Here is a 23559-nt window from a genome sequence, read left to right on the forward strand (position 1 = left end):
AGGCCCGCCCCGGCCTGTCCATTCGGCGCAAAAGAAACAGGGCCGGATGGTCCGACGCCTTCGCCAGGACCATCATCGCTCAAATGCGATAGCCCTGCCGCCGCAGCCGTGGCCGGTTGACCCCTCCGGTCCAACCCCCTATTGCGAGCCACGCTTGATGCGACAGGCGTCCCGCCCCCATGTCGGGACCGCCATTCCGTGAGAGCGAGCGCGTAGCTCAGCTGGTAGAGCAACGGACTTTTAATCTGTAGGTCCTGGGTTCGAGTCCCAGCGCGCTCACCATTGTTTTAGATCGACCAGTCAATGACTTAGCGGGCTTTTTCATGCCTATGGGGGAGCCGTAGCGTGTTGCGGTAGCGCGCAACAGGCCTCCATGTTTTACAATGGCGCACGACCTGCCGTCGGATGCTCCGTGCAACACAAATCGAACACGAAACGTCTCCGCCTCGCCGAAAGCGACAGGTGGCTTACCCCCAATCGGCGACCCAAGTTCGAAGTTAGTGCATCGTTGGTTGGAGTTGACCCCTTTTGTGGTCCACGGCCTATGCAAGTTCTCGGGCTATGACAGCTTGGTCGGCGAAGACTCGGGGCGTCAAGCCGCCCAAGGCCATGTGAGGTCGATCTTCGTTGTCGTTGCGTTTCCGTTCCTTGATGCGCCAGTGACAGGAACCGCGAGACGTTCAGGCGCTCCGTCCGTAGGCGGCCGTTGAGCGACTCGACATAGGCGTTGTCGGTCGGCTTGACCGGTCGGGAAAAGTCAATCTCGACCCCGTTCAGGTAGGCCCACTGGTCGCGCATGCGCCCGGCGAACTCCGGTCCGTTATCGACCCGCAGGCTCTTGGACCGATCTCGCAGCCGGACCAAGGCGTCCAGAGCCTCGGTCACCTGGAAGGCGCGAAAGTTGGCTCTCGGTGTGAGCGAGAGCGCCTCTCGCGTGTGGCAATCGACGATCGTCAGGATCCGGAACGGAAGTTCGTCAAACGCGCAGTCGGACATGAAGTCCATGGCCCAGACCTCATTGGGTCCACCGATCGCCGTTCGCCCCTGGCGGTAGCGCCAGGCACGTTTGCGCTTGGGCAGCTTGGACCGAATCGACAGCCCCTCATCCCAGTAGATCCGGTAGGCGCGCTTATGGTTCACCTCCCAGCCCTCCCGTCGCAACAGGATGTGCAGCCGCCGGTAGCCGTAGCGAACCCGTGCGGCAGCCAACTTCTTCAAACGCATCCGCAGCGCGACCTGAGGGTCCGAGCGCTTCCTGTAGCGCTGGGACGAACGGCCGAAGCCGGTAGCCAGACAGGCCCGACGCTCGCTGATGCCGTAGGCCACCTGCAGGTGACCGGCGACCTCACGACGAGCGGCGGGCCTCACCACTTTCCTTTGAGTACGTCCTGGAGCATGGAGCGGTCCAGCGTCAGGTCGGCGACCAGCCGTTTCAGCTTGCTGTTCTCGTCTTCCAGCTGCTTAAGCCGTCGGATCTCCGCCACCCCCATTCCGACGAACTGCTTTTTCGAGCGATAAAAGGTCAGCTCAGAGACGCCCATCTTCCGGCAGACCTCGTCCACCGTGGCGCTATTCTCAGCCTGCCGCAGGGCAAAAGCGATCTGCTCGTTCGTGAAGCGTTTGCGGGGCATGGCATTCACCCTCCTTCAGGGTTCAGGATGCCCGAAAAACTTACGCTCAGCGCGGACCAGTTTGGTGGGTCAGGGTCATAGTCTGCTTTCGGCAGAGTAGTTGAAGAAGCAGACGATGGAAAATCTGGTTTCGTCCAAATTTTCTATGTTGGATGAGCGGCAATTCCGTTGATCCCGATGCCGAGCCTCTCGGGACCACGCAGGGACGCGCCGGGCCTGTAGGGTGGAGGGTCGACCATGAGCCGAGGCGCGACGAGGCGGCGGCAGAGGGCCACCAAGGCGATCTCGGCCTCGATCCGCGCGAGCGGAGCGCCCATGCAGTAGTGCAGCCCGCCGCCGAAGCCGAAATGCTGGATGTCCTCCCGATCCGGGTCGAAGCGGTCCGGATCGACGAACCGGACGGGGTCGCGGTTCGCCGCGGCGAAGAGCAGGATGACCGGCGCGCCCTTGCGGATGGTGTGCCCCGCGATCTCGATGGCACCCAGCGCCTTGCGGGTCCGGAAGTGCACGGGCGGCTCGTAGCGGAGCAGTTCCTCAATGACGCGTGGCGCCCGCTCTGGATCGGCGCGCAGCCGGTCCAGTTCCAGGGGGTGGCGCAGCAGGGTCAGCATGCCGTTGGTGATGAGGTTCACGGTCGTCTCGTGGCCCGCCACCAGCAGCAGGATCGCCGTCGAGATGAGGTCGAAATCCCCCATCACCGCTTGGCCACGCGGGCCCGGCGCTGCGAGTGCGCTGAGCATGTCGGAGGCCGGATGTCGGCGCTTCTCGCGGATCAAGGCGCGCATGTAGCCGGAGATCGCATCGAAGGCGGCGACCGTCCTGTGCCGGCTCGCCTGGTCGTGACGAGCATCGGGCTCGAGGGCGGTAGCGAGTTGCGTCGCCCAGATCTGGAACTGCGGCTCGTCCGCCTCGGGGACTCCGAGCATGTCGCAGATCACCGCGACGGGCAGCGGGTAGGACAGATCCTCCACGAGGCAGACTTCGTCGCGTCCCCGGCAGGCATCGATGAGAGTGTCCACGTCGCGGACGACGCGCTGCTTCAGCGCCTGCACCCGCGCCACTGTGAATTCCCGCATGACGACGCTGCGCAGGATGTCGTGATCGGGCGGGTCGCGGAAGATCAGCGGGCGGTGCGCCGTGGCGATGCGGTCCTTGATCGGATTGAGGAGCCAGTCCTTCAGGAGGTTGCCGGTGCGGGGGCGATGGGACGGCGGCAGATCCTCGGAGCTGAGGCGCGGATCGAAGATCAGGCTGCGGATCGCCGCATGGGTGCTCACCACGATGCTGCCGTCGCGCTGAGGCGAGACCGGATTCTCGCGCAGCCGCGCGTAGATCGGATAGGGATCGGCCCGGTTGGCCGGGTCCAGCACCTCGGAAAACAGCGTGTCGTCAGCCATGGCGGGCCTCGTCGGATCGGTGAGCGGGACGCGGCGGCGGGAAGCCTGGCGCCGTGGTCACGAATAGACCCTGGTCGCTCGCCTCGCGGATCGGTGGGTAGGGGCTGCCGGCCATGATCGCCTCGGCATAGGCCGGCAGCCAGCGGGCCTGGTCGAACGATACGGCGGCGATGCTGCGGCCGGCACGGCCGTAGACGGCTAGGAAGCGTCGAGACGCGCGCGAGCCCTGTACGATGGCGACCGAATCCGCGCCCTCGCTCAGGCCCACGGCCTTGATGTTGATCCCGAACTGGCTCGACCAGAACGCCGGGAGATGGTCGTAGCTGTGCTGGTCGTCGGCCGGCGCCAGCATGTTGCGCGCCGCATGCGCGCCCTGCGCGACCGCATTGCCCCAATGCTCCACCGAGAACAGCCGCCCGCCGTAGAGGGCGATAGGCCAGCGTGCCACGTCGCCCGCCGCGTAGATGTCGCCGGTCGCCGTCCCGTCGCTGGCGACGGCGCGGCAGGCCCCGTCGCAGGTCACCCCGCCGGCATCCGCCATCAGGCCCGCATCACGCAGCCAGTCCGTGGCCCGGGTCGCGCCGAGCGCCACGATGACGAGGTCGGCCTCGATGGTACGCCCGTCTGCGAGATCGGCGCGAACCACGCGGCCCGACGCATCGCCCTCGAAGCGGAGCACCTGTGCGCCCGGATGAAACGCAACGCCGGAATCCTTCAGGCATTCGGCGATCACGCCGCCGATCCAGGTGCCGAGAGAGCGGGCGAGCGGCGTCGGATTGGGATCGACCAGGGTGACCGGCAGGCCGAGAGCGCGGCAGCAGGAGGCCGCCTCGCAGCCGATCAGGCCGGCGCCGACGATGAGGACGCGGCGCGGGCCTCGAGCCAGCGCTGCGCGCAGCCGCGCGGCATCGTCCCGGCCACGCAGGGTAAAGATGTTGGCGAGCGCGCCGCCCGACGCGGCCGGCCAGGGGCGCGCCTGAGCCCCCGTGGCGATGAGCAGCTTTTCGTAGGCGAGCACCGCCCCGTCGGCGAGGCGGATGTTGCGCGCGACGCGGTCGAGACCTACCGCCGCGTGGCCCAACCGCCAATCCGCGTCCAGGGTCACGAGCAGCGGCAGCTCCGTCGAGTCTGGCGCCAATTCGCCGGACAGGACGTGCTTCGACAGCGGGGGGCGATCATAGGGGCGGTGCGGCTCGTCGCCGATGAGGGTGAGCCGGCCCGCATAGCCGTTTCGGCGGAGGGCCTCCGCCCCGCGAAGGCCGGCCAGCGACGCGCCGACGACGACGATGCCGACATCCGCGGCGGCGCTCACGGCGTCTCTCCCGAATCGGCCTGCAGGCTGATGGCGCAGACGGGGCAGGCCTGGACGGCCCGCTCGATCTCGCCCCGTCGGGCGCGGGGCGGCGCGGGGTCGTAGAACAGGATCTCGTGTCCCCGGACCTCGAAGGCGCCAGGCGCCGCGTAGCAGCACTGCGCGTAGCCCTGGCATCGGTTGAGATCGACCACGACACGCAGGGGAGTGGTCCTGCTCGAAACGGTCTCGGTGGAGTGAGTCACGACAATGCCTCGTTGATCATCAGATGCCGAGGAACGGATCGTCGCGGTCGTCCGCCTGCGGCATCAGGTTGGCGACGGATCTCATGGGCAGGCCGGTCGTCGCGGCGAGCACGAGCGTGGCGGCGAGCGCGATCATCCCGGCCGTTCGTGCCCTGGCGTCGTGCGGGCGATCTCGGACCGATGCGATCCGGGGCCGGCCGGAGATCGATATCGCGGTCATGCGGCGATCCCCCGGACGATCGGCCCGCTCCGAAATACGTCGTCGATTCCGGCGAGAACGCCCCGACCCGAATCCAGTCCCGCGAAGGCCCGCGCGAGGGACGCGGCCCGCGCTCGGAAGTGGGGTTGCCCGAGCACCGTATCGATCGCCTCGCGGAGTGCGCGGGCCGTCGGATTATTGGTCGCGAGGTTCAGGCCCGCCCCCGACCAGCCGATGCGCGCGCCGATCTCCGCCTTGTCCTCGGTCAGCCCCGCCGAGACGATGGGCACCCCGGCTGCAAGCGCCTGCGAGACGCTGCCGTATCCCCCGTTCGTGACGAGGAGTGCCACGTCCGGCAGCATCGCATCGAACGGAAGGAACGGCGCGACCCGGGCATTGCCGGGCAGAGGCTCGCTCAAGGCGTCGACCGGGCGTCCCCCCGTAGTCGCAACCACCAAAAGGTCGTCGCGATCCGCCAGCGCTGCCAGCGCCGGCTCGATCAGTTCGCCGAAATCGGCGTTGGCCAGCGTGCCCTGGGTGACCAGTACGACGGGCTTGGTCACGTCGCGCGTGCGCCACCAATCGGGCGGCGGCACCTCGGCCTTCGGCGTCGGCAGCAGGCCGATGAAGCGGAGATTGGGCGGCAGCGTTCCGTAATTGTACTCGAATGCGGGCACGGTCGGCTGCAGGAACAGGTCAGGGAGAATGGCGATGGAATGCGGGAGCGACGCCGGCAGGGGCGGCAGGCCGAGGCGCGCCAGTTGCGCATCCGCATGGGCACGCACGGGGTCGACGAAGGCGGCGTCCATGCCGGCCTTCAGCAACGCGTAATGAGCCCGCTCGTCCGCGTTCCGGGCCGGCGGCAGGCCGAGGCCGACCGGCGCATCGTCGGGCCTGTCGAGGAACAGGAAGCTGACGTTCAGGACGACGATGGGCGGACGCGGCCGGGAACCGAGCAGCAGGGGCAGCACGCCGAGGAACAGGCTTCCGGCGACGATCACGTCGGGCCGTTCCTCCTCGACGAGCCGGCTCAGGGCTTCGGCCTGAACCGGGATCGGGTCGATGAAGCGCCGCGCGAACTCACGCCGGTAGCGCTCGGGCCCCACGGGCAGGCTGGTCTCGCGGTATTCCGCGGCATGGCCATCGTCGATGGGCGCGAAGCGCAGGCCCGCGGCCTCGATCTTGTCGCGGAACCCCTCTGCGGTGGTCATGACGACGCTGTCCCCGCGTGCGGTGAGAAGCCGGCCGACGGCGAGGAGCGGATTGACGTGGCCTGTGAGGGCCGTGGCGGCGATCAGTACCTTCATGGCGGTACGTCCTCGATGCGTCGGTTGCGATGCAAGGCAATCGCTGCGGCGCACCCGAGAGTTACATGGGGGATCTCCGATCGGGTGCGCCTGCGCACCGGGCTTCCCGGGCCGTCTCATGGCCGATGCGAGCCGTCGCCCTCGGTCCATGCCCGCAACCGGCCATCGGCGATGGCCTCCCGGGTGTGGCGGTAGCCGATCCCGGCGATGGCCTCGAAGCTCGCCCAGGCCCGCAGGTCGATGCCGGCCAGCGGCGGCTTGAGCAGGGCGGCGGCGTGGCCCACCGCCATCATCGATTGCGCGTCGCTCGACACCGTCGCCGCCCGTAGCAGCAGGGGCGCGATGCCCGGCATGGCATAGGGGACACCGAGCATCCGCCGGATCATGCGGCCGCGCCAGGAGCGCGCCGGCATGTCGCCGAAGGCGCGGTCGCTGCCGACATCGATGGCGAGCACCGGCCCCCGCTCCAGGCCGGCCATCACGTCGGCGGGCAGGTTGTTCATCATCCCGCCGTCCACCAGGACGCCCTCCTCGGTGCAGACCGGCGGGAGCAGGCCCGGAATCGCGATGCTGGCGCGCAACGCTCCCGGCAAGTCGCCGGAGCGATGGACCATCGCCGAGCCCGTCGTCAGGTTCGAGGAGACGCAGAGGAAGGGGAGCCAGAGGTCCTCGATCCGGGCGCCGCCGAACCACGCGGCGAGGCCCGCATCGACCTTCGCCCCGCGGGTCAGTGCGTGATAGGGCAGCGTGTAGTCATTGAGGGGATTGTGGCCGACGAAGAAATCGACGGTCCGTGTGCGGATGCGGTCGATGCCGAGATCCATGGCGAGGCTCGCCGCGACCACCGCACCCATGCTGGTGCCGCCGACGAAGTCCGGGGCGTAGCCGGCCTCCTCCAGGGCCTGCAGTACGCCGAGATGGGCAAGGCCGCGCGCGCCGCCGCCGCCGAGGACGAGGCCCAGGGCCGAGCCGCTCGCCAGGCGCGCCAGACGACCGAGATCTTTCGCATTTCCGGCACGGACCGGAATGCGCAGGGCGGCGGGTAAGGCAGCGACATCTGGGTGAAGCGGGCGGGGCAGAACCGCATCCGCGTCCTGAGGGACGGCGAAATCCATGCGGATCCAGTCCGACCGCAGGGTCCCGAGCCAGGCGGCGGCCCCGGGTCGCGGTGGCCGGCCGGGCTCGGCCAGCAATAGGACATGGTCCGCGTGGCGCAGGCACAGCCGGCACCACGGGCAACCGACTTCGTGGGCAACGAAGATCGTGCGGGTGTGGGCGGTCTCGTAGGCGTGAAACCACGCCTCGTCGGCCCCGTCCGGCCAGCGCGTGAGGCATCCCGTCTTGCCTGTCATCGTATCGTCGAAGGCGCGGGCCAGGGCATGCCCGAAGGCGGCCGCGTCGAGCCCCTCGGTGACGGCGAGCACGGCGACGCTGCACGGCGTGTGGCGGACCGTCTCCTCCGTCTGGGTGGCGCGCATGCGCTCGGTGAGCAGCCGGGCGAAATAGAGCAGCATCCGTGGATGATGCTCGATCACCTCCTCGAAATCCGCGCGGGTCAGCCGCAGCAGACGGGAATCGCGCAGGGCCGTGGCCGTGGCGGACCGAGGTGCCGGCGACAGCAGCGCCATCTCGCCGAAACTTTCGGGCGGGCGCAGGCGGGCGATCCGGCGCGGCGAGCCCCTGGTGGCATCGGCCGAGATCCCGATGGCACCGGAGACCAGGGTGTAGAGCGCATCCCCGGCTTCGCCCTGCACGAACAGCTTGCTCCCGCCCGCCACGGCCACCGGGACCATGCGCGCGCGCACCGCGGCGACGGCTTCCGCGTCCAACCCGTCGAGGAACGGGATCTCTGGTCCCGTCACGGCCGTCGCTTGAGCATGGCGGCGGCCCGCGCGTAGCCGCCGTCGGCGCCATCGACGAAATGGACGTGGTCGTCGCGCAGGACCGACGGGCTGACGCAGGTCACGACAGCGGCATCCTGGCGGTGCAGGCCGTACCGCACGAGCCCCGCCTCTTGCGCCACGGCGAGGCGGCTCTCGATCCGATCCGCCGTGGCGAGCGGACAGGCCACGGTGAGGCGGAGCCCGTCATCGTATTTCCGAAAATCGGCGTTGGCGGCGAGCCGCCGTCGATAGCGGCGCGGCGAGAAGCGTCCGAACGGCAGACCGAGACTGAACAGTGCGAAGGCGGCGCCGCGCGTCACGAACATCGCCGCCCCGCGCAGGAACCTCGATCCCGCCAGCGTCCCTTCCGCCCGCGCATCCGCCAAGAGGCCCGACCAGGGCGTCCGCATCGAAGGCCCCGATTCCGGCAGAGGGCGCCCCATGCCGGGACTCGCATCGACCTCGGCCAGGATGGCGCCGAGGATGGCAAGGACGGCTTCTCGGTCCGCGCCCTCTCTCGGCAGGGCGATCAGGGACAGGATCAGGCCATCCTGGGCGGGAACGGCCTCGAACCGGCAGGACAGGCCGGTGAGATCGGGCTTCGCACCGGCCGGACCCGCCGGGATCGCGTGGAGCCCACGCTTCATCGCGGCATCCGCGCAGGAAAGGCCGCCGCCCGCGAACATCGCGTAATCGACATGGGCGGAGGCTGCGTAGCGCGCGATGCGCAGGTCCTGGCCGGCCTTACGCACCGCCGAAACCGGGATCAGCGCAGCCCGTAGATCGAGCCCGAGTGCCTCGCGCACCCACGTCACCGTCTCGGCCAGCACCGCCTCGACCGTGTCGCGATGTTCGGGTGGCACGAGAAGGGTCGCACCGTCACCGCCGAAGACGAACGGCAGGTCGGCACCAGGAAGGGAGTTGCTCACGGCCGTGATCAGGGCGGCGCCGGCGATGTTCACCGACCGATAGCGTCCATCCTCGATTGCCCGGGTCGACATGACCACGTCGCACAGGGCGATCCACCACGTGTTCGGCACCGGGACGTAGCGGGTTTCGTCGAGCACATCGGAAAACCGCGTGAGACGTGGCACGTCGGCGTAGCGGAAAGGAGCTGAGACCCCAGCCTCGGCCTGAGCCATCTGCTGGCATGTGGGCGAGGCTGGCCCGGGTTCCGCGTCAGTGAGGGCGTAGTGCACAGGCATCGCCGAGCATCCCTTTCGCCTTCGAGATCTTCCGCGGGGCAAGATTTTTGGCGAGCACCCGTTGTTAGGTTTCGCCACGTTACGCGACTCGGTTACGCAGATCGGGTAATCGGGCCTACGCCAGACTTCCCCGCGTCGCGGATCATGGCAAGTTGCTCGGTGGTTCAATCCGGTCTGCCGGCGTGACGCCCGCGACCGATCATCCGGGAGCAGGGTCATGCACTACTACGCCGGTCTGGATGTCTCGTTGGCGGAGACGTCGGTGTGCGTCGTCGATGAGGAGGGCAAGATCCTCCGCGAGGCCAAGGTCGCGAGCGAGCCGGAGGCGCTGGCGACGTGGCTCGGCGCGCTCGGCCTACCGCTGACCCGCGTCGGCCTGGAGACCGGGGCGTTGGCTGGTTGGCTCTGCGAGGAGATGACCGAACTTGGCGTGCCCAATGTCGTATGCATGGACGCCCGGCACGCCCGTGCCGCGATGGTCGCGATGACCCACAAGACCGACCGCAACGATGCGCGTGGGCTTGCCCAGATGCTGCGCACCGGCTGGTTCCGGCAGGTCCACGTGAAGGCACGCCGGACGATGGAGCTGCGAACGCTGCTGACCAGCCGCAAGACGTTAGTGCTGAAGATCGGTGACGTGGAGAACCAGATCCGCGGTTCGCTCTGTCTGTTCGGAATCAAGCTCGGCACGGCCAAGCGCCGGACCTTCTCGGAGCGGGTCCGCAAGCTGACGGCCGACCTGCCGCGCGTGGCCGCCATCCTCGACGTGCTGCTTCAGGCGCATGCGGCGATGCTGCTCTCGCTCGACCGGCTCAACCGCATGGTGCTTGAGATCGCCCGTGAGCACGCGGTCTGCCGCAGGCTGATGACGGTGCCAGGCGTCGGCGCGGTGGTTGGCCTGTCCTTCATCGCCGCCATCGAGGACCCAGCCCGGTTCGCTAAGTCGCGCTCGGTGGGGGCGATCCTCGGATTGGTGCCGCGCAAGCACCAATCCGGCGAGATCGACCGGAACGGGCGGATCACCAAGACGGGCGACACCGATGCGCGCGCCGCGCTGTTCGAGGCGGCACACGTCATGCTGCATCGGGTCAAGAAGTGGTCCGGGCTGAAGGCGTGGGCGACGAAGGTGGCGCAGCGCCAGGGCAACAAGCGCGCGACGGTGGCGCTGGCCCGCAAGATGGCGGTGGTGATGCACCGCATGTGGGTGGACGGCACGTCCTTCCGCTTCGGCGCGGTCGAAGCTGCGGCCGCCGCCGCGTAGACATCTCACGGTTTGTAGGGATCGAGGCCGGGCGCGCCTGGACTCGAAGGGTCGTCCTCACGGGGACGGGCGGGAGGTGAAGCCGGAATGACGGCTGTGCTGACCCTCGGGTCACGTCCGCTGTCGCATATAGGCTCGCCTCTCATCGGAACGCGATCATGTGGCGGCCGCGTGCCGACCACGGACAGAAGCCAAGAGCCCCGTGGGCACGAGATCAAAGTGTGCGATGACCTGACCGCCGAGCGCGCCCTACAGCGCGACCGGGGAACGCAAACTTTCGACCTATAGCGGCCGGTGAGATAGCAGCTTGGTCTAGCTGCGCTTTGATTTAGAACGCTGCCGCACATATTGACCGGCGATAAATAAGGGTAATAACATGGTTGAGATGTATATGACAAAAGCGTATTCGGCTGAAATTTGCAGAACTAGGCAAATTCCAAGCAGAAATATGCCTACAAGAAATACTTTCAAGCTGCGCGAGAGCGCCGTTCCAAATGTAGGAACGTCCAAGAAAAACTCGACTAAAAAATGATAGATGCTGATCATACCCACCCACTCGATGCGTCTCCTCAGTAATGTAACGGAAGGAAATAAACGGCCGCTTCACACCCGAAGAAAACCTTCCAGCAGACGCACTGGCACGGCACCCTTGACGGCGGAAGCCCAATTACAGAAGCCATCATTAATCTTCCGGGTGGAACACCTCATTCCGCATCATAGAGATCCAGGCGATCGATACAAAAAAGCTGCCCGGACAAGATCCGGACAGCCTCGATATGTTGGCGAAGCGCGAAATTTACTTCGGCATCAGGACGGTATCGACCACGTGGATGACGCCGTTCGACTGCATGACGTCGGCGATCGTGACGGTCGACATGCCACCCTTGGCATCGACGAGTTCGATCTTGCCGCCCTTCTCCTCGGCGGTCAGGCTGCCGCCCTCGACCGTCTTCAGCATGGCCTTGCCACTACCGGCCTTGATCGCCTTCTGGAGATCGGCCGCCGTCATGGTGCCGGCCACCACGTGGTAGGTCAGGATCTTGGTGAGCGTCGCCTTGTTCTCGGGCTTCACCAGCGTATCGACCGTGCCGGCCGGCAGCTTGGCGAAGGCGGCGTTCGTGGGCGCGAATACCGTGAACGGTCCCTTGCCCGAGAGCGTGTCGACGAGTCCGGCGGCCTTGACCGCGGCGACGAGGGTGGTGTGGTCCTTCGAGTTGACCGCGTTCTCGACGATGGTCTTAGACGGGTACATCGGCGCGCCGCCGACCATCACCGTCTTCTCCTCCGCCGCCTGGGCCGCTGCGCCGAACGCGCCAACGCCGGTGAGCGCCATGGCGACGGTGAGGCTGGCGACCTTGAACATGCGTGTCATGCGTAACTCCGATTGTCGGCCCCGTCATGCGGGGTCGTAGATCGTTACGGCCGGCGGTACGGAGAAGTTTCAGGCAGTCATTGATGGGGAGAATGATTTCATCCCGGCCCCGTGAGGAGGGAAAGTTTCTTGTTCTCCGAAGTGATTTCCTGCCGTGAACCGGGCTCATCGCTGTCGAGGGATGATGTGACACGAAACGTGACTTGGGGAAGTGGACGGACGATGGGTCTAAGATTTCCCTCGTCACAGAAGGCCTGTAACCAGGCCTCGCCTCGGACGAATGACCTGTATCCCGCATCGTCCCGGAGCACGCCATGTCGTCCCGCCTCATTCCTCTTCTCCTCGCCCTGGGACCGGTCATGCTCGTGTCCGGCCCTGCGCTGGCCCGGCCCGTGGTGGTGGAACTCTTCACGTCGCAAGGGTGCTCGTCCTGCCCGCCGGCGGAAGCGCTGCTCGGTGAGCTAGCCGGTCGCGACGACCTCCTGGCGCTGGGATTCCACGTCACTTACTGGGACGATCTCGGCTGGAAGGACACCGCGTCCTTCGCGGGCGCGACCGAGCGGCAGGCGACCTATGCGGGGCGTCTCGGCGAGGGGAATTTCACGCCGCAGCTCGTGATCGACGGCCGCAGGAGTGTGGTGGGTTCGCGCCGTGCGGAGGCCGCCTCGGCCATCGCGGCGGCCCGGGCCGAGATGGGCGCCGGAACCGAGATCGCCGTCGCGCGCCGGAATGGCCGCATTTCCGTGACGGTCGGGTCCGGCAAGGGCAGCGCCCGGGTGATTCTCGTCGGCTTCGAACGGTCACTGCGCACCCCCGTGGCACGGGGCGAGAACAGCGGACGCACCCTCGTCCAGGCTAATGTCGTGCGCTCGCTGCGCACCCTCGGCACCTGGTCGGGCGAGCCCCTGCAGTTCAGCGAGGCGTTGCCGGCCGGCCAGGATGCCGCCGTGATCGTACAGCAATCGGACGGCCGCATCCTCGGAGCCGCACGCCTTGCGCCGGGAGCCTGAGATGCCCCTTCGGACCGACGAGACGAGCCCTGCCGCCTTGCCTCATGCCCGCCTGATCGACGCGCTGGCCCGCAGCCTCGTTCCGGTCCGGCGCCTCGGCTCACCGCTCCGGCGGATACTCGGCTGGCTGCTGGTCGTCGCCCTCCCCGGCGCCGGCCTCGCGGCGGTCGCCGACCTGAAGGGAGCGCTTTCCCGCCACGCTGGCGAGCCGGACCTCGTCCTGGCGGCCGTCGGATCGATCGCCACCGCCGTCACGGCGGCGGCGGCCGCGATCCTGGCGACGCTGCCCGACCGTCATCCGCGCTGGGCCCTTCTGCCCGCGCCGAGCCTCGCGCTCTGGATCGGGGCGAGTGTCTCCGGAGCGGGCGCGGAGCACGGAGCACCGATCTCCCTGTCGGAAGCCTGCGCCTGCGTCGGATTCATCCTGGGGCTCGGCGTTCCCTTCACGCTGCTCCTCGCCGCGATCCTGAGGAACGGCTACGCCCTCCATCCATCCCTGAGCGGCGGCCTCGCGGGTCTCGCGGCGGCCTCCGCCGCGGCTTCGATCCTGGGCCTTTTCCACCCCTTCGCGATGGCGCTGAACGACCTCGCCCTGCACGCGCTCGCAGTCGCGCTTCTCTCGGGGGCCGGGGCCGGGTTCGGCCGGCGCCTGCTCCGCGCGAGCGCCTGAGGATGGTCCTGCTCGATCTCCTCCGGCGAAGCCTGCTGGCGTGCCTCGCGTTTCTCCTTCTAGGAGCTTCCCCCGGGCAGGCGGCGTCCACCGCGTGGATCGGCGACGACAGGGCGGCAGTGCGGCTCGTGACGGCCACGGACGCCGTGAGCCCGGGATCGCCGGTCGAGGCCGCTCTCGAGTTTCGGTTCGGTAATGGCTGGCACGGGGCGTGGCGCAGTCCGGGCGATGCCGGCTTGGCCCCGACCTTCGACTGGAGCGGATCGGACGGGCTCGTGCCCGCCTCCATCGCCTGGCCCGCACCGCGACGCCTCTCCGTCGGCGATCTTCAGACGTTCGTGTACGAATCCGGCGTCGTCCTGCCCCTCCGATTTGCACGGCGCGGCGACGGGGCCGCGCACCTTCACCTGCGCCTCGTGCACGCGGCCTGCGGCGAGGTCTGCGTGCCCTACCGGGCGATCATGGACCTCGCGCTGCCAGCGGGAACGGATCGCCCCTCAGCTGAATCGGAACTGATCAGGGCCGCGCGCGAGCGCGTTCCCGGGCCGCCGGAGGCTGCGGGTTTCGCCATTGTCGGGCAGGTCCGCGAGGGACCGCCGCAGGATCGGCGCCTGGTCCTACGGGTGACCAGCGAACGCGGAGCCTTCGTCGCACCGGACGTGTTCGTCGAGGGTCCGAAGGGGGCCGTGACGGCCCCTCCGGCGGTTGCCCTATCCGATGGTGGCCATGCGGCCCGGCTCGCCCTGAGGCTGCCGCCGGACGTCGCGGATACCGATCTCCGCGTTACCCTGGTCGATGGCCTGCGCAGCACCGAATTCACACTGCAGCCCATGGCCGGCATCGGCTGGGGTGAGTGGCTCTCCATCCTGGCGACGGCGCTGCTCGGAGGTCTCGTCCTGAATGCGATGCCCTGCGTCCTGCCGGTCCTGTCCTTGAAGGCCTTCGCGTTGACGCGGGTAGCCGGAGCGGGCCGGGGGCGCGTCCGGGCCGAACTTCTGTCTACGGCGGCGGGCATCCTGGCGTCCTTCCTCTTCATCGCCGTGCTGCTGATCGCCCTGAAAGCCTCGGGCGCCAGCGTCGGCTGGGGCATCCAGTTCCAGGCACCGTGGTTTCTCGCCGGCATGGCCCTGCTCACGGCGCTGTTCGCCGCGAGCCTGTTCGAGTGGGTCACCATCGGGCTGCCTCGCCCGATCGCCGCGCTCGCATCCCTACGCGGTTCCGGACACCTGTCGGAAGCATTCCTCACCGGCGCCTTCACCACCCTGCTGGCCACGCCCTGCTCGGCACCGTTCGTCGGAAGCGCGGTAGGCTTCGCGCTGACCCGGGGACGTTTCGAAATCCTGATGGTCTTCGCGGCGCTCGGCTTCGGAATGGCGCTCCCCTTCGTGCTTCTTGCGCTGAAACCCGGATGGACGCGCCTGCTCCCGCGACCGGCCCCCTGGATGATCTGGCTTCGGAGGGGCTTCGGCTTTCTCCTCCTCGGCACGACTCTTTGGCTCATGACGGTTTTCACCGAAGTGGCCGGCATCCGTCGGGCGATGGGATTGGCGGGTATCCTGGCCCTTCTCCTCGGCTGGCTCGCCCTTAGCCGGCGGAAGCGCATTCCCGATCGTCGCCGAAGCCTCGTCGCGGCGTCCCTCGTCCTCGCGCTCGTGCCTGTCACGGTGTGGCCGTCCAGCTTCGGAACATCCCCGGTGGCTCAGGTGGAGGACGGACCCTGGCGCGCCTTCGCCCCCGAAGCGATCCCGGCCCTGGTGGCGGAGGGCAAGGTCGTCGTCGTCGACGTGACGGCGTCCTGGTGTCTGACCTGCCGGATCAACGATGTCACCACCCTCGATCGCGCGGAGAACCGTGCGCGGCTGTCGGCGCCCGACGCGGTCGCGATGCGGGCGGACTGGACCCAGCCTGATCAGGCCATCCTCGCCTACCTGCGCCGCTTCGGACGCTTCGGGATCCCGCTCGTGGCCGTCTACGGGCCCGGCCTGCCGCGTGGAGAGGCCCTGCCGGAACTGCTGACGCCGGCAACGCTGCGTGCCGCCATCGCCCGGGCAGAGCGCGAGAGCCCGGACAAGATCACGACGGAATTTTCGCCCTGACCTGTAACCGTCGTCGGCCCCCCTCCGAAAGACTTTTCAGTACCGCCAAGACGTTCGGTACACACCAGAAGGATCACCTCACATGAGCACTCTCTTCCGCGTCGCCGCTGCTGTCGTCCTTGCCACCGCGTTCTCCGGAGCCCCGGCTTATGCCGTCGATTCCATGGCCAAGGACAGCATGGCGAAGGACTCCATGGCCAAGGACGGCATGAAAAAGGACGGGATGAGCAAGGACTCCATGGCCAAAGACAGCATGGCCAAGGATTCGATGGCCAAGGATGGCATGGCGAAGGATGGCATGGCCAAGGACTCGATGAAGAAGTAAGCCCGGTTTCATGCGGACGGTGCGGGTCGGCCTTCCGGGCCGCCCGCTCCTCATGCCGGGTCCCTTTCCCGGCTCTCCCCCGCAGCGTCCGGAACATCGGCTCCCATGGCTGTTCGACCAACGGTATTGTCCGGCGAGGCGTCCCTGTCCGCCGCGATGCAGGCGGCCCAAGTCGGCGATGCCGCGGCTTACCGGGCACTCCTGCGCGATTGCGTGCCGGTGATCTCCGCGATGGCACGGGCCAAGGGTGTTCAGGGAGCAGCCCTCGACGACGTCGTGCAGGACACCCTGCTCACCCTCCATCGGGCACGGGCGACCTACGATCCGGGCCGCCCGTTCCTGCCGTGGTTGCGCGCCATCACACAGCGGCGGGCGGTCGACGCGTTGCGCCGCAAGGGGCGTCGTCCGCAGGAAGTGCACGAGCCGCTCGCCTTTGAGGCGCGTGCCGACGACGGTCCCATGCCGGGTGACGAGTTGGAGCGTCGCGAGCGCGCAACGATCCTCGCTGAGGCCGTCGCGCATCTCCCCGAAGGACAGCGGGAGGCGATCGAGCACATCGCCCTGCGCGAATTGTCCCTCGATGAGACATCGACACTCACCGGGCGGACCAAGGGTGCGCTCAAGGTCAACTTCCATCGCGGTCTCAAGGCCCTCCGCGTTTCTCTCTCATCCCGTAAGGAGGGCACGGATGCCTGATCCGGCCACTCACGACCGATCCACCCAAGTCGCGTTCACCCGCGTCCCGTCCACCCATGACCTCGTCGAGGATCTGGCCCAATCGCTCACGCCGGTCCGACGGCTCCCGAGCCCGGGGCGCCGGACCCTCCTCTGGTCCGGTGCGGTGCTCACGGTGGGTCTCCTCCTCGTGCCGATGTCCGACCTTTCGGGATTGCGGGCGCGCCTCGCCGTGCCGGACCTCCACTGGGCGGCCGTCGGCGCGATCCTCACGGCCATCGCGGCAGCCCTTGCCGCCTTCCAGAGCAGTGTGCCTGGCCGAAGTGCGGCTTGGTCATGGCTCCCGCTCCCGCCTCTCATCCTCTGGCTCGGCGCCAGTGGGCTCGGCTGCCTTCGCGGCTGGCTCGCGCCGGCCGCCAACCTCGCCGATCCGGAGGAGATGCGGGGCTGCTTCGTGTTCCTGATGGGGGTCTCGCTGCCGCTATCCGTACTGCTGGTGCTCATGCTGCGCCGGGCCTGTCCGCTACGCCCCAATCTCACGGCGGCCCTCGGGGGGCTCGCCGCAGCCGCGGCGGCCGCGGCCTTGCTGGTGCCGTTTCATCCGCACGACGCCACCGCGACGGACCTGCTGGTTCACCTCGTCGCCGTCCTCGTCGTCGTCGGCCTGAACGGTCTCTTCGGCGGCCGCCTTCTCGACAGAACCGCCGGGTCGCGAGGCCGGCACCGCGAGGCCGACCTGTAACCGGCTCGATCCGTAAGGCGAATGACAGTCCAGGGCCTCGGCAAGGAAATCGGCATCATGGACCGCAGACAGATCCTCACGGCCGGCGTCTCGGCGCTCGGCATCCTGACATTCCTTCGCGCCACTGAAGGAGCCCTGGCCGGAACCTTCGCCGTCGTGAAGAGCGAGGCCGCCTGGCGGTCCCGGCTCGGGTCCGCCGGCTACGCGGTTCTGCGCCAGCACGGCACCGAACGCGCCGGCTCGAGCCCGCTCAACGCCGAGAAACGCGCCGGTCGTTTCGTCTGCGCCGGTTGCGACCAGCCGCTATTCGCCTCCAGTGCGAAGTTCGAGAGCGGGACCGGCTGGCCGAGCTTCATCACTCCCCTCCCAGGGGCAGTGGGGACCACGACGGATTCCAGTCTGGGGATGAGCCGAACGGAGGTGCATTGCCGCCGCTGCGGCGGGCATCTCGGCCACGTCTTCGCCGACGGACCGGCCCCCACGGGACTTCGCTACTGCATGAACGGCGTCGCGCTGCGCTTCGAGCCCGCCTGAAACGATCCCGCTTTTCGGGCCCGACGCTCCGCAAGCCAGCAACCCTTCAGGACGGTCCCGATGCATCCCCCTTCGCCGCTGACCGAGCGCCCGATCCACCCCCTCGTCGTCCGGATCACCCATTGGGTGAACGCTCTGGCCATGCTGATCATGATCAGCAGCGGATGGCGCATCTACAATGCCTCTCCGATCTTCGGCGACTGGGCGTTCCCGAAGGCCATCACCCTGGGCGGCTGGCTCGGCGGGGCCCTGCAATGGCACTTCGCGGGAATGTGGCTCCTCGTCGCCAACGGCCTCGTCTACCTGACCTATGGTCTCGCCTCAGGCCACCTGCGCCGGCGCCTCACGCCCCTGCGGCCGCGCGAAATCGCGCATGACTTGGTCGCGGCCCTGAAGTTCCGGCTCCCCCACAACCCGGGCGTCTACAACGCCGTTCAGCGCCTCCTCTACGTGGCGGTTCTGCTCATCGGAATCGTCATCGTGCTCTCCGGTCTCGCGATCTGGAAGCCGGTCCAGTTCGCGCCTCTGACCGCCCTGATGGGCGGCTACGATATGGCGCGGATCGTCCATTTCCTCGCCATGGCCGGCATCGCTGGCTTCGTGGCGGTGCACCTCGCCCTGGTGCTCCTGGTTCCCAAGACCCTTCCGACGATGATCATCGGCCGGGAGATCCATCTCGGCCGCAACCGCGTGGTGAAGCCATGAAGCCCCTCGATCGCCTCCTCCGCAGTCCGCGTCCGGGTCTCGCGATTCCCGAGACTCACCTCGTTCGGGCCGACCGACGCCTCTTCCTCCGCGGCGGCCTCGTCGCGGCGGGGAGCCTCGCGCTCGGCGGTTGCGACATCTCCGACAACCCGCAGGTGGAGCGCGTCCTCGGTGGGATCTCGCGTCTGAACGATCGCGTCCAGGGCGCCCTCTTCGGGGGCACGCGTCTGGCCCCGACCTTCGCTGTCTCGGACATCACCCCGGACTTTCCCTTCAACGCCTATTATCCGGCGAGCAAGATCCGGGTGATCGACGGCTCGACCTGGAAGCTCGAACTCGCCGGTCTCGTCTCCGACAAGACGCCGTGGAGGCTCGACCGCCTGAGGACCCTGCCGCAGGAATCGCAGATCACCCGCCACGTCTGCGTGGAGGGCTGGAGCGCCATCGGGCAATGGTCGGGGGTCCCGTTCCGGACCTTCCTCGAACGGATCGGGGCCGACACGACCGCACGGTACGTCCGCTTCGCCTGCGGCGACGACTACTGGACGAGCATCGACATGCCGAGCGCGCTTCACCCCCAGACGATCCTGGCCCTGGACTACGCTGGCGCACCCCTGCCGCCGAAATACGGCTTCCCGGTCAAGCTGCGCATTCCGACGAAGCTCGGGTTCAAGAATCCGAAGCACATCATGGCCATTACGGTGACGAACGATTATCCGGGCGGCTACTGGGAAGATCAGGGTTACAACTGGTTTTCCGGGCTTTAGTGAGACCGCACTTGGAACGACAGATTGCGCTGCGCAGACGGCTTCACCTGTTCGACTTTGCCGAAGTAAGGCTCATCGGCCTCTACAAACTTGCCAGCGCCACCCATGGGCTCGGGCGCAGTCGGCATGGTGAGACCGCCGACCGACATCGCGTGGCGGATGTGGTGAGCCATGAACCAAGCGGTCTGATAAGGAAGCCCGAGCGAGCGATGAAGCTGATGCGCGCTGACGCCCTTTTTGGACGAGCACATCATGAAGAAGCCCATCAGCCACTTGTTGAGCGGCGCCTTGGTCCGCTCCATGACGGTGCGCATGGTGACGGTGAAGTCTTTGCGGGACTCAGGCTCAGCGCAGCGGTAAACGCCAGCGCTCTTGGTGGCGTAAGATTTGAAATAACCGCAATGGTAGCAATTTTGCCCTTCCGCCCAGCGGATCTGCTCAAGCATCTAGCGGGCAGCGTCACGGCTCTGAAAAGTCGGGGCGGTGAAAGCGTTCGATATTCCTACTTACAATCCGTGGGGGCTTGTGGTGTCAACGTGATGATTGGGTCGTCAGTTAGGCTCTCCTAACTCACGCGCGTAATTTGCGTTTATGGACCGCGATCGGACGTGTTCGGAAAATGGAACTCGGGCCGGGAAAGCTGTTCAGGCGACGCATGGCCGGCGCCGCTGGCCGCGCGCGGTTGCAAAGCCACTGGAAGCCTATCCCTGTGACCAGCCCTCGATGGGCATCGAAACGACCATAACTCGGCGGCCCGATGCCTCGGAACCGGCGCGCGTACGACGCTGCCTGCGATGGCTCTGTCGGCTCGAATATATTCCGCAGTCGGGTGGCCACATAGATCCAGTCGTTCTGGCGCGGGCCGACCACAAATGAATCAGAGCATCACCGGAATTTGACATCGACGCACGAGCTCGTCCTTGCCATGCATTCTGCGAGAACGATCGATTACATCTTCGTCATAAAACAAATCTCGATGAAGCTACATTTTTCTATATGAAATCTAATGATAGTCAGATAAAACAGATTTAACGAATATTTAACCACGAATTGATTAATCCAGTCTGCGATACGGAATTTCAAGACAATCAGGCACCGGGGGACATGGCGACACCCGTAAACATCCTGGGACGCCATACCCTTCTGATCGGCCTGCTCGCCGGGCTCGTGGCCGGGCCCGCCGCCCGGGCGGCCGATGCCGGCCTCGTATTCTCGGAGGCTGGCCGCCTCAAGTCCGGTGGCCTTTCGCGCGATGTCGTCTCGGCCGCCCCGCCGGCGAGGAGCGCCCCGGTGGTCCAGCGCGGCAGCGACCGCTTCCTCGGCGGCGAGGCGGTGGTCTCCGGCCCGCTCCCCGGCGGCCCGGTCAGCCTCAACCTCGTCGAGGTGCCGATCCCCGTGGCGGCCCAGGCCGTACTCTCCCAGACCCTGCGCTGGAACTACACGATCGACGAGCGCGTCACCGGCACCGTGACCCTGCAGACGGCCGGCGCCGTGCGGCGCGAGACCCTGCTGGCGATGTTCGAATCCGCCCTCGCGGCCCGCGGCGCCGCCCTGCGCCGGCGCGGCGCCACCGTGGAGATCGTGCCCATCGGCGGACCGCCCGGCATCCTGCCGGTCCGGAGCGTGCCGGACCTCGCCGGGGAGCCCGGCGCCCGAGCCCAGGCGATCCCCCTGCGCTGGATCTCCGCCGCGGAGATGCAGGCGATCCTCGCCTCCGTCGCGCCCCGCGACGTGATCCTGCGGGCGGACAAGACCCGCAACATGTTGATCCTGTCCGGCGACCGGGCCCAGATCCAGGCCCTGCGCGAGACCATCGCGGTGTTCGACGTCGACTGGATGAGCGGCATGTCGACCGCCATGATCCCGGTGCGCAGCGCCAATCCCGCGTCCCTCGCCCGCGACCTCGTCCAGATCTTCGGCAGCGAGACCGCCGGCACCGGCGACATCATCCGCTTCGTGCCCAACGAGGCGCTCGGCGCCATCCTCGTGGTGAGCGCGCGCGCGGCCTATCTCGATCGGGCCCGCGACTGGATCGGCCGTCTCGAGACCATGGCGGCCGAGCGCGAGCGCCAGCTCTTCGTCTACCGCATCCAGAACCGCTCGGCCCGCGAGCTCGCCATCGTCCTGCAGGGCGTGGTGGCGGCCGAGACCGGGGTGAGCGCCGCGGTCAGCAGCACCTTCGGCACCTATGGCGGCAGCGGGAATGCGTCGGGTTCCGGCGGCGGAGGCTTCGGCGACGGGACCGGCATGGGGGCCAGCATGGGGGCCGGAGGCGGGTTCGGCATGAACGGCGCGGGCCCGAACGCGGGCGGCATGAATTCGAGCGGTATGAATTCCGGCGGCCTGAACGGGGCCGGCTACGGCATGAACTCCGGTGGCATGAACTCCAGTGGCATGGGTTCCAGTGGCATGAATTCGGGGAGCATGGGCTCGGGTGGCATGAACTCCGGAGCCATGAACTCCGGAGGCATGAACTCCGGAGGCATGAACTCCGGAGGCATGAACTCCGGAGGCATGAACTCCGGAGGCATGAACGCGGGCGGGATCGGGAACGAGGCCGGTTTCGGCTCCGGGGCGGGCGGCTTCGACCTCGGCGGGCAGGGCGGGATGCAGCCCGGCGCCTACGGGGCCGGGCCGACGCCTTCGGGGATGGCCGCCTCGAATGCCGGCCAGCGCCGCGACCAGATCGGCATCATGCCGGACGAGACCAACAACAGCCTGGTGATCTCGGCCACCCGCAACCAGTACGACAAGATCCTCAGGATCCTCGGCCGCCTCGACGCGATGCCGACGCAGGTGATGATGGAGACGATCATCGCCGAGGTGACGCTCAACGACGACCTGCGCTTCGGCGTGCAGTGGTTCCTGAAGAACGGCCGTCACGGCCAGTTCAACCTCGCCGAGGCGGGCACCGTCGCGGCGATGGCCACGGGGGGCACCGCCGGTCTCGTGGCGGCGGCGTCGCGCGGCGTACCGGGCTTCAACTACCTCCTGAACGCCACCGACTTCAACGTCGTGGTCAACGCCCTCCAGGGCGTCACGCGGGTGAACGTGATCTCCTCGCCCAACCTCACCGTGATGGACAACCGCACGGCCAAGCTCCAGGTCGGCGACCAGGTACCGATCGTGAAGCAGACCGGGCAGAGCGCCCTGGCGGCGGGGGCGCCGATCCTCAATCAGATCGAGATGAAGGACACCGGCGTGATCCTCTCGGTGACGCCGCGGGTGAACAAGAACGGCCTCGTGACGCTCGACATCAACCAGGAGGTCAGCGACGTGGTGCAGACCACGACCTCATCCATCAACTCGCCGACGATCCGCCAGCGCCGGGTCGCAACCAGCATCGCGGTGCAGGACGGGCATAGCCTCGCCATCGGCGGCCTCGTGCAGGAGAAGGCGCTGATCACCAACGAGAGCCTGCCGGTGCTCGGCGACCTGCCGCTGATCGGGCCGGCCTTCCGCAACCGGGTCGATACCCGGGTGCGGACCGAGCTCATCATCTTCATCCGCCCGCGCGTCATCCGCGGCACTGCCGATGCCGACCGCATCAGCCAGGATTTTCGCGAACAGGTCCGGGCGATGATGCCGGTGCGTCCCGTCTCGCCCCCGCGGCCGCTGGCCGCCACGCCCTACGGACCGCCGGGCATCCTGCGCCGCGCGATGGACTGACCCGGGACAGGCCTTCGCCCGGCGAAGGCCGCCCGCTCAGCGCCCGGGCGGGTCGATCGCGATGCGCCGCACCGACGCACGGCCCGGTCCCCGCTGTGGAACCGGAGCGGGTGCCGCCGCATCGGGCGAAACAGGAGCGTCGCCGAGGCCGAGGGACGGCCGCAAGCCCGGTGCCTCCGGCATGGGATGGCGCGGCGGCCGGCGCAGGGCCACCGGCGCGCCGAGATAGGTGAGGGTGTACTGGCGGCCGGCATCGGCCACCACCACGGCCTCGGGCTCGACCGAGACGAGCCGCCACGCGCCCTGCCCGTCGCCGGGGGACAGCCACGCCGGCGCTCCGCTTCCATCCGACACGAGAGCGCGCCGCGCCCCGTCCTCGATCAGGATTCCGCGCACCGACAGCATCGTCCGGGGCCTCGTCTCGGCGGTCAGGTCCTCGCGGCTGCCGCGCGCCGTCCAGGGCCTGCGCTCCGGGTCGAACATCGGGGAGGCCGTGGCCGCGCCGGTATCCGACGCCGCGAGGGCGGCGAGGTCGAGGAGCGGCGGACCGGGCG

The 23559-nt window shown here is 68.0% G+C and carries 20 protein-coding genes, 1 tRNA gene and 1 pseudogene; 12 read left to right on the forward strand and 10 right to left on the reverse strand.

Translation table 11 applies throughout. The features are described from left to right. The first annotated feature begins 206 nt into the window (after positions 1 to 206). Positions 207 to 282, forward strand: a tRNA-Lys gene (locus tag ACFQ4G_RS20720). Positions 283 to 542: 260 nt separating this feature from the next. Here ACFQ4G_RS20720 and ACFQ4G_RS20725 read toward each other — a convergent pair. The 7 genes and pseudogenes from ACFQ4G_RS20725 to ACFQ4G_RS20755 form a co-directional block, all read right to left on the reverse strand. Next, positions 543 to 1631 (reverse strand): annotated as a pseudogene (locus ACFQ4G_RS20725) (IS3 family transposase). A gap of 143 nt (positions 1632 to 1774) precedes the next feature. After that, positions 1775 to 3028: a cytochrome P450 gene (locus ACFQ4G_RS20730; protein ID WP_238208604.1), complete on the reverse strand. Its 1254-nt coding sequence runs from the start codon at positions 3026 to 3028 to the stop codon at positions 1775 to 1777. Next, on the reverse strand, positions 3021 to 4340 hold the full coding sequence (locus tag ACFQ4G_RS20735; protein WP_238208605.1) for an NAD(P)/FAD-dependent oxidoreductase: 1320 nt from the start codon (positions 4338 to 4340) through the stop codon (positions 3021 to 3023). The genes ACFQ4G_RS20730 and ACFQ4G_RS20735 overlap by 8 nt, the downstream gene beginning before the upstream one ends. Beyond that, positions 4337 to 4543: a ferredoxin gene (locus tag ACFQ4G_RS20740; protein WP_238208703.1), complete on the reverse strand. Its 207-nt coding sequence runs from the start codon at positions 4541 to 4543 to the stop codon at positions 4337 to 4339. Before ACFQ4G_RS20740 ends, ACFQ4G_RS20735 begins: the two co-directional genes overlap by 4 nt. 258 nt (positions 4544 to 4801) lie before the next feature. After that, complete coding sequence (locus tag ACFQ4G_RS20745) at positions 4802 to 6091, reverse strand: glycosyltransferase (RefSeq protein WP_238208606.1); 1290 nt, start codon at positions 6089 to 6091, stop codon at positions 4802 to 4804. Positions 6092 to 6207: 116 nt separating this feature from the next. Continuing rightward, positions 6208 to 7953 (reverse strand): patatin-like phospholipase family protein, encoded by a 1746-nt coding sequence (locus ACFQ4G_RS20750; protein WP_238208607.1) that lies wholly within the window; start codon positions 7951 to 7953, stop codon positions 6208 to 6210. Next, a complete protein-coding gene (locus ACFQ4G_RS20755; protein WP_238208608.1) occupies positions 7950 to 9179 on the reverse strand; it encodes a DUF3095 domain-containing protein in 1230 nt (409 codons plus the stop codon). The genes ACFQ4G_RS20750 and ACFQ4G_RS20755 overlap by 4 nt, the downstream gene beginning before the upstream one ends. Positions 9180 to 9396: 217 nt before the next feature. Between ACFQ4G_RS20755 and ACFQ4G_RS20760 the strand changes: the two genes are divergently transcribed. Continuing rightward, entirely contained in the window at positions 9397 to 10440 is a 1044-nt protein-coding gene (locus tag ACFQ4G_RS20760) for an IS110 family transposase (protein ID WP_238208609.1), read from the forward strand. 796 nt (positions 10441 to 11236) lie between these two features. Here ACFQ4G_RS20760 and ACFQ4G_RS20765 read toward each other — a convergent pair. After that, the gene (locus tag ACFQ4G_RS20765; RefSeq protein ID WP_379041001.1) at positions 11237 to 11803 is read right to left on the reverse strand and encodes a fasciclin domain-containing protein; all 567 of its coding nucleotides are present in this window, start codon (positions 11801 to 11803) and stop codon (positions 11237 to 11239) included. A 323-nt stretch (positions 11804 to 12126) separates the two neighbouring features. On the opposite strand from ACFQ4G_RS20765, the gene ACFQ4G_RS20770 reads away from it, so the two are divergent. The 9 genes from ACFQ4G_RS20770 (at position 12127) to ACFQ4G_RS20810 (ending at position 19336) form a co-directional block, all read left to right on the forward strand. Next, the gene (locus tag ACFQ4G_RS20770; protein ID WP_238208611.1) at positions 12127 to 12822 is read left to right on the forward strand and encodes a DUF1223 domain-containing protein; all 696 of its coding nucleotides are present in this window, start codon (positions 12127 to 12129) and stop codon (positions 12820 to 12822) included. Position 12823: 1 nt separating this feature from the next. Further along, on the forward strand, positions 12824 to 13492 hold the full coding sequence (locus ACFQ4G_RS20775) for an NrsF family protein (protein ID WP_238208612.1): 669 nt from the start codon (positions 12824 to 12826) through the stop codon (positions 13490 to 13492). A 119-nt stretch (positions 13493 to 13611) separates the two neighbouring features. Further along, on the forward strand, positions 13612 to 15588 hold the full coding sequence (locus ACFQ4G_RS20780; RefSeq protein ID WP_238208613.1) for a protein-disulfide reductase DsbD family protein: 1977 nt from the start codon (positions 13612 to 13614) through the stop codon (positions 15586 to 15588). An 82-nt stretch (positions 15589 to 15670) separates the two neighbouring features. Further along, a complete protein-coding gene (locus tag ACFQ4G_RS20785) occupies positions 15671 to 15913 on the forward strand; it encodes a pentapeptide MXKDX repeat protein (RefSeq protein WP_238208614.1) in 243 nt (80 codons plus the stop codon). Between the two features lie 105 nt (positions 15914 to 16018). Beyond that, complete coding sequence (locus tag ACFQ4G_RS20790) at positions 16019 to 16609, forward strand: sigma-70 family RNA polymerase sigma factor (protein WP_238208615.1); 591 nt, start codon at positions 16019 to 16021, stop codon at positions 16607 to 16609. Continuing rightward, positions 16602 to 17330 (forward strand): NrsF family protein, encoded by a 729-nt coding sequence (locus ACFQ4G_RS20795; protein WP_238208616.1) that lies wholly within the window; start codon positions 16602 to 16604, stop codon positions 17328 to 17330. Before ACFQ4G_RS20790 ends, ACFQ4G_RS20795 begins: the two co-directional genes overlap by 8 nt. Positions 17331 to 17387: 57 nt before the next feature. Continuing rightward, the gene (gene msrB, locus ACFQ4G_RS20800) at positions 17388 to 17864 is read left to right on the forward strand and encodes a peptide-methionine (R)-S-oxide reductase MsrB (protein ID WP_238208617.1); all 477 of its coding nucleotides are present in this window, start codon (positions 17388 to 17390) and stop codon (positions 17862 to 17864) included. A gap of 60 nt (positions 17865 to 17924) precedes the next feature. Further along, positions 17925 to 18569 (forward strand): cytochrome b/b6 domain-containing protein, encoded by a 645-nt coding sequence (locus ACFQ4G_RS20805; protein ID WP_238208618.1) that lies wholly within the window; start codon positions 17925 to 17927, stop codon positions 18567 to 18569. Continuing rightward, a complete protein-coding gene (locus tag ACFQ4G_RS20810) occupies positions 18566 to 19336 on the forward strand; it encodes a molybdopterin-dependent oxidoreductase (protein WP_238208619.1) in 771 nt (256 codons plus the stop codon). The genes ACFQ4G_RS20805 and ACFQ4G_RS20810 overlap by 4 nt, the downstream gene beginning before the upstream one ends. Here ACFQ4G_RS20810 and ACFQ4G_RS20815 read toward each other — a convergent pair. Next, entirely contained in the window at positions 19333 to 19782 is a 450-nt protein-coding gene (locus tag ACFQ4G_RS20815; RefSeq protein WP_238208620.1) for a transposase, read from the reverse strand. The genes ACFQ4G_RS20810 and ACFQ4G_RS20815 overlap by 4 nt on opposite strands. A 658-nt stretch (positions 19783 to 20440) precedes the next feature. Here ACFQ4G_RS20815 and gspD point away from each other — a divergent pair. Continuing rightward, a complete protein-coding gene (gspD, locus tag ACFQ4G_RS20820) occupies positions 20441 to 23005 on the forward strand; it encodes a type II secretion system secretin GspD (protein ID WP_238208621.1) in 2565 nt (854 codons plus the stop codon). A gap of 36 nt (positions 23006 to 23041) precedes the next feature. On the opposite strand, the gene ACFQ4G_RS20825 is transcribed toward gspD, so the two are convergent. Continuing rightward, positions 23042 to 23559, reverse strand: a 518-nt coding sequence (locus ACFQ4G_RS20825; protein WP_379040999.1) for a hypothetical protein, incomplete at its 5' end; no start/stop codon positions are given.

Origin of the sequence: Methylobacterium marchantiae, from assembly GCF_042679825.1 — a bacterium.
GTDB classification, from domain to species: Bacteria; Pseudomonadota; Alphaproteobacteria; order Rhizobiales; family Beijerinckiaceae; genus Methylobacterium; species Methylobacterium marchantiae.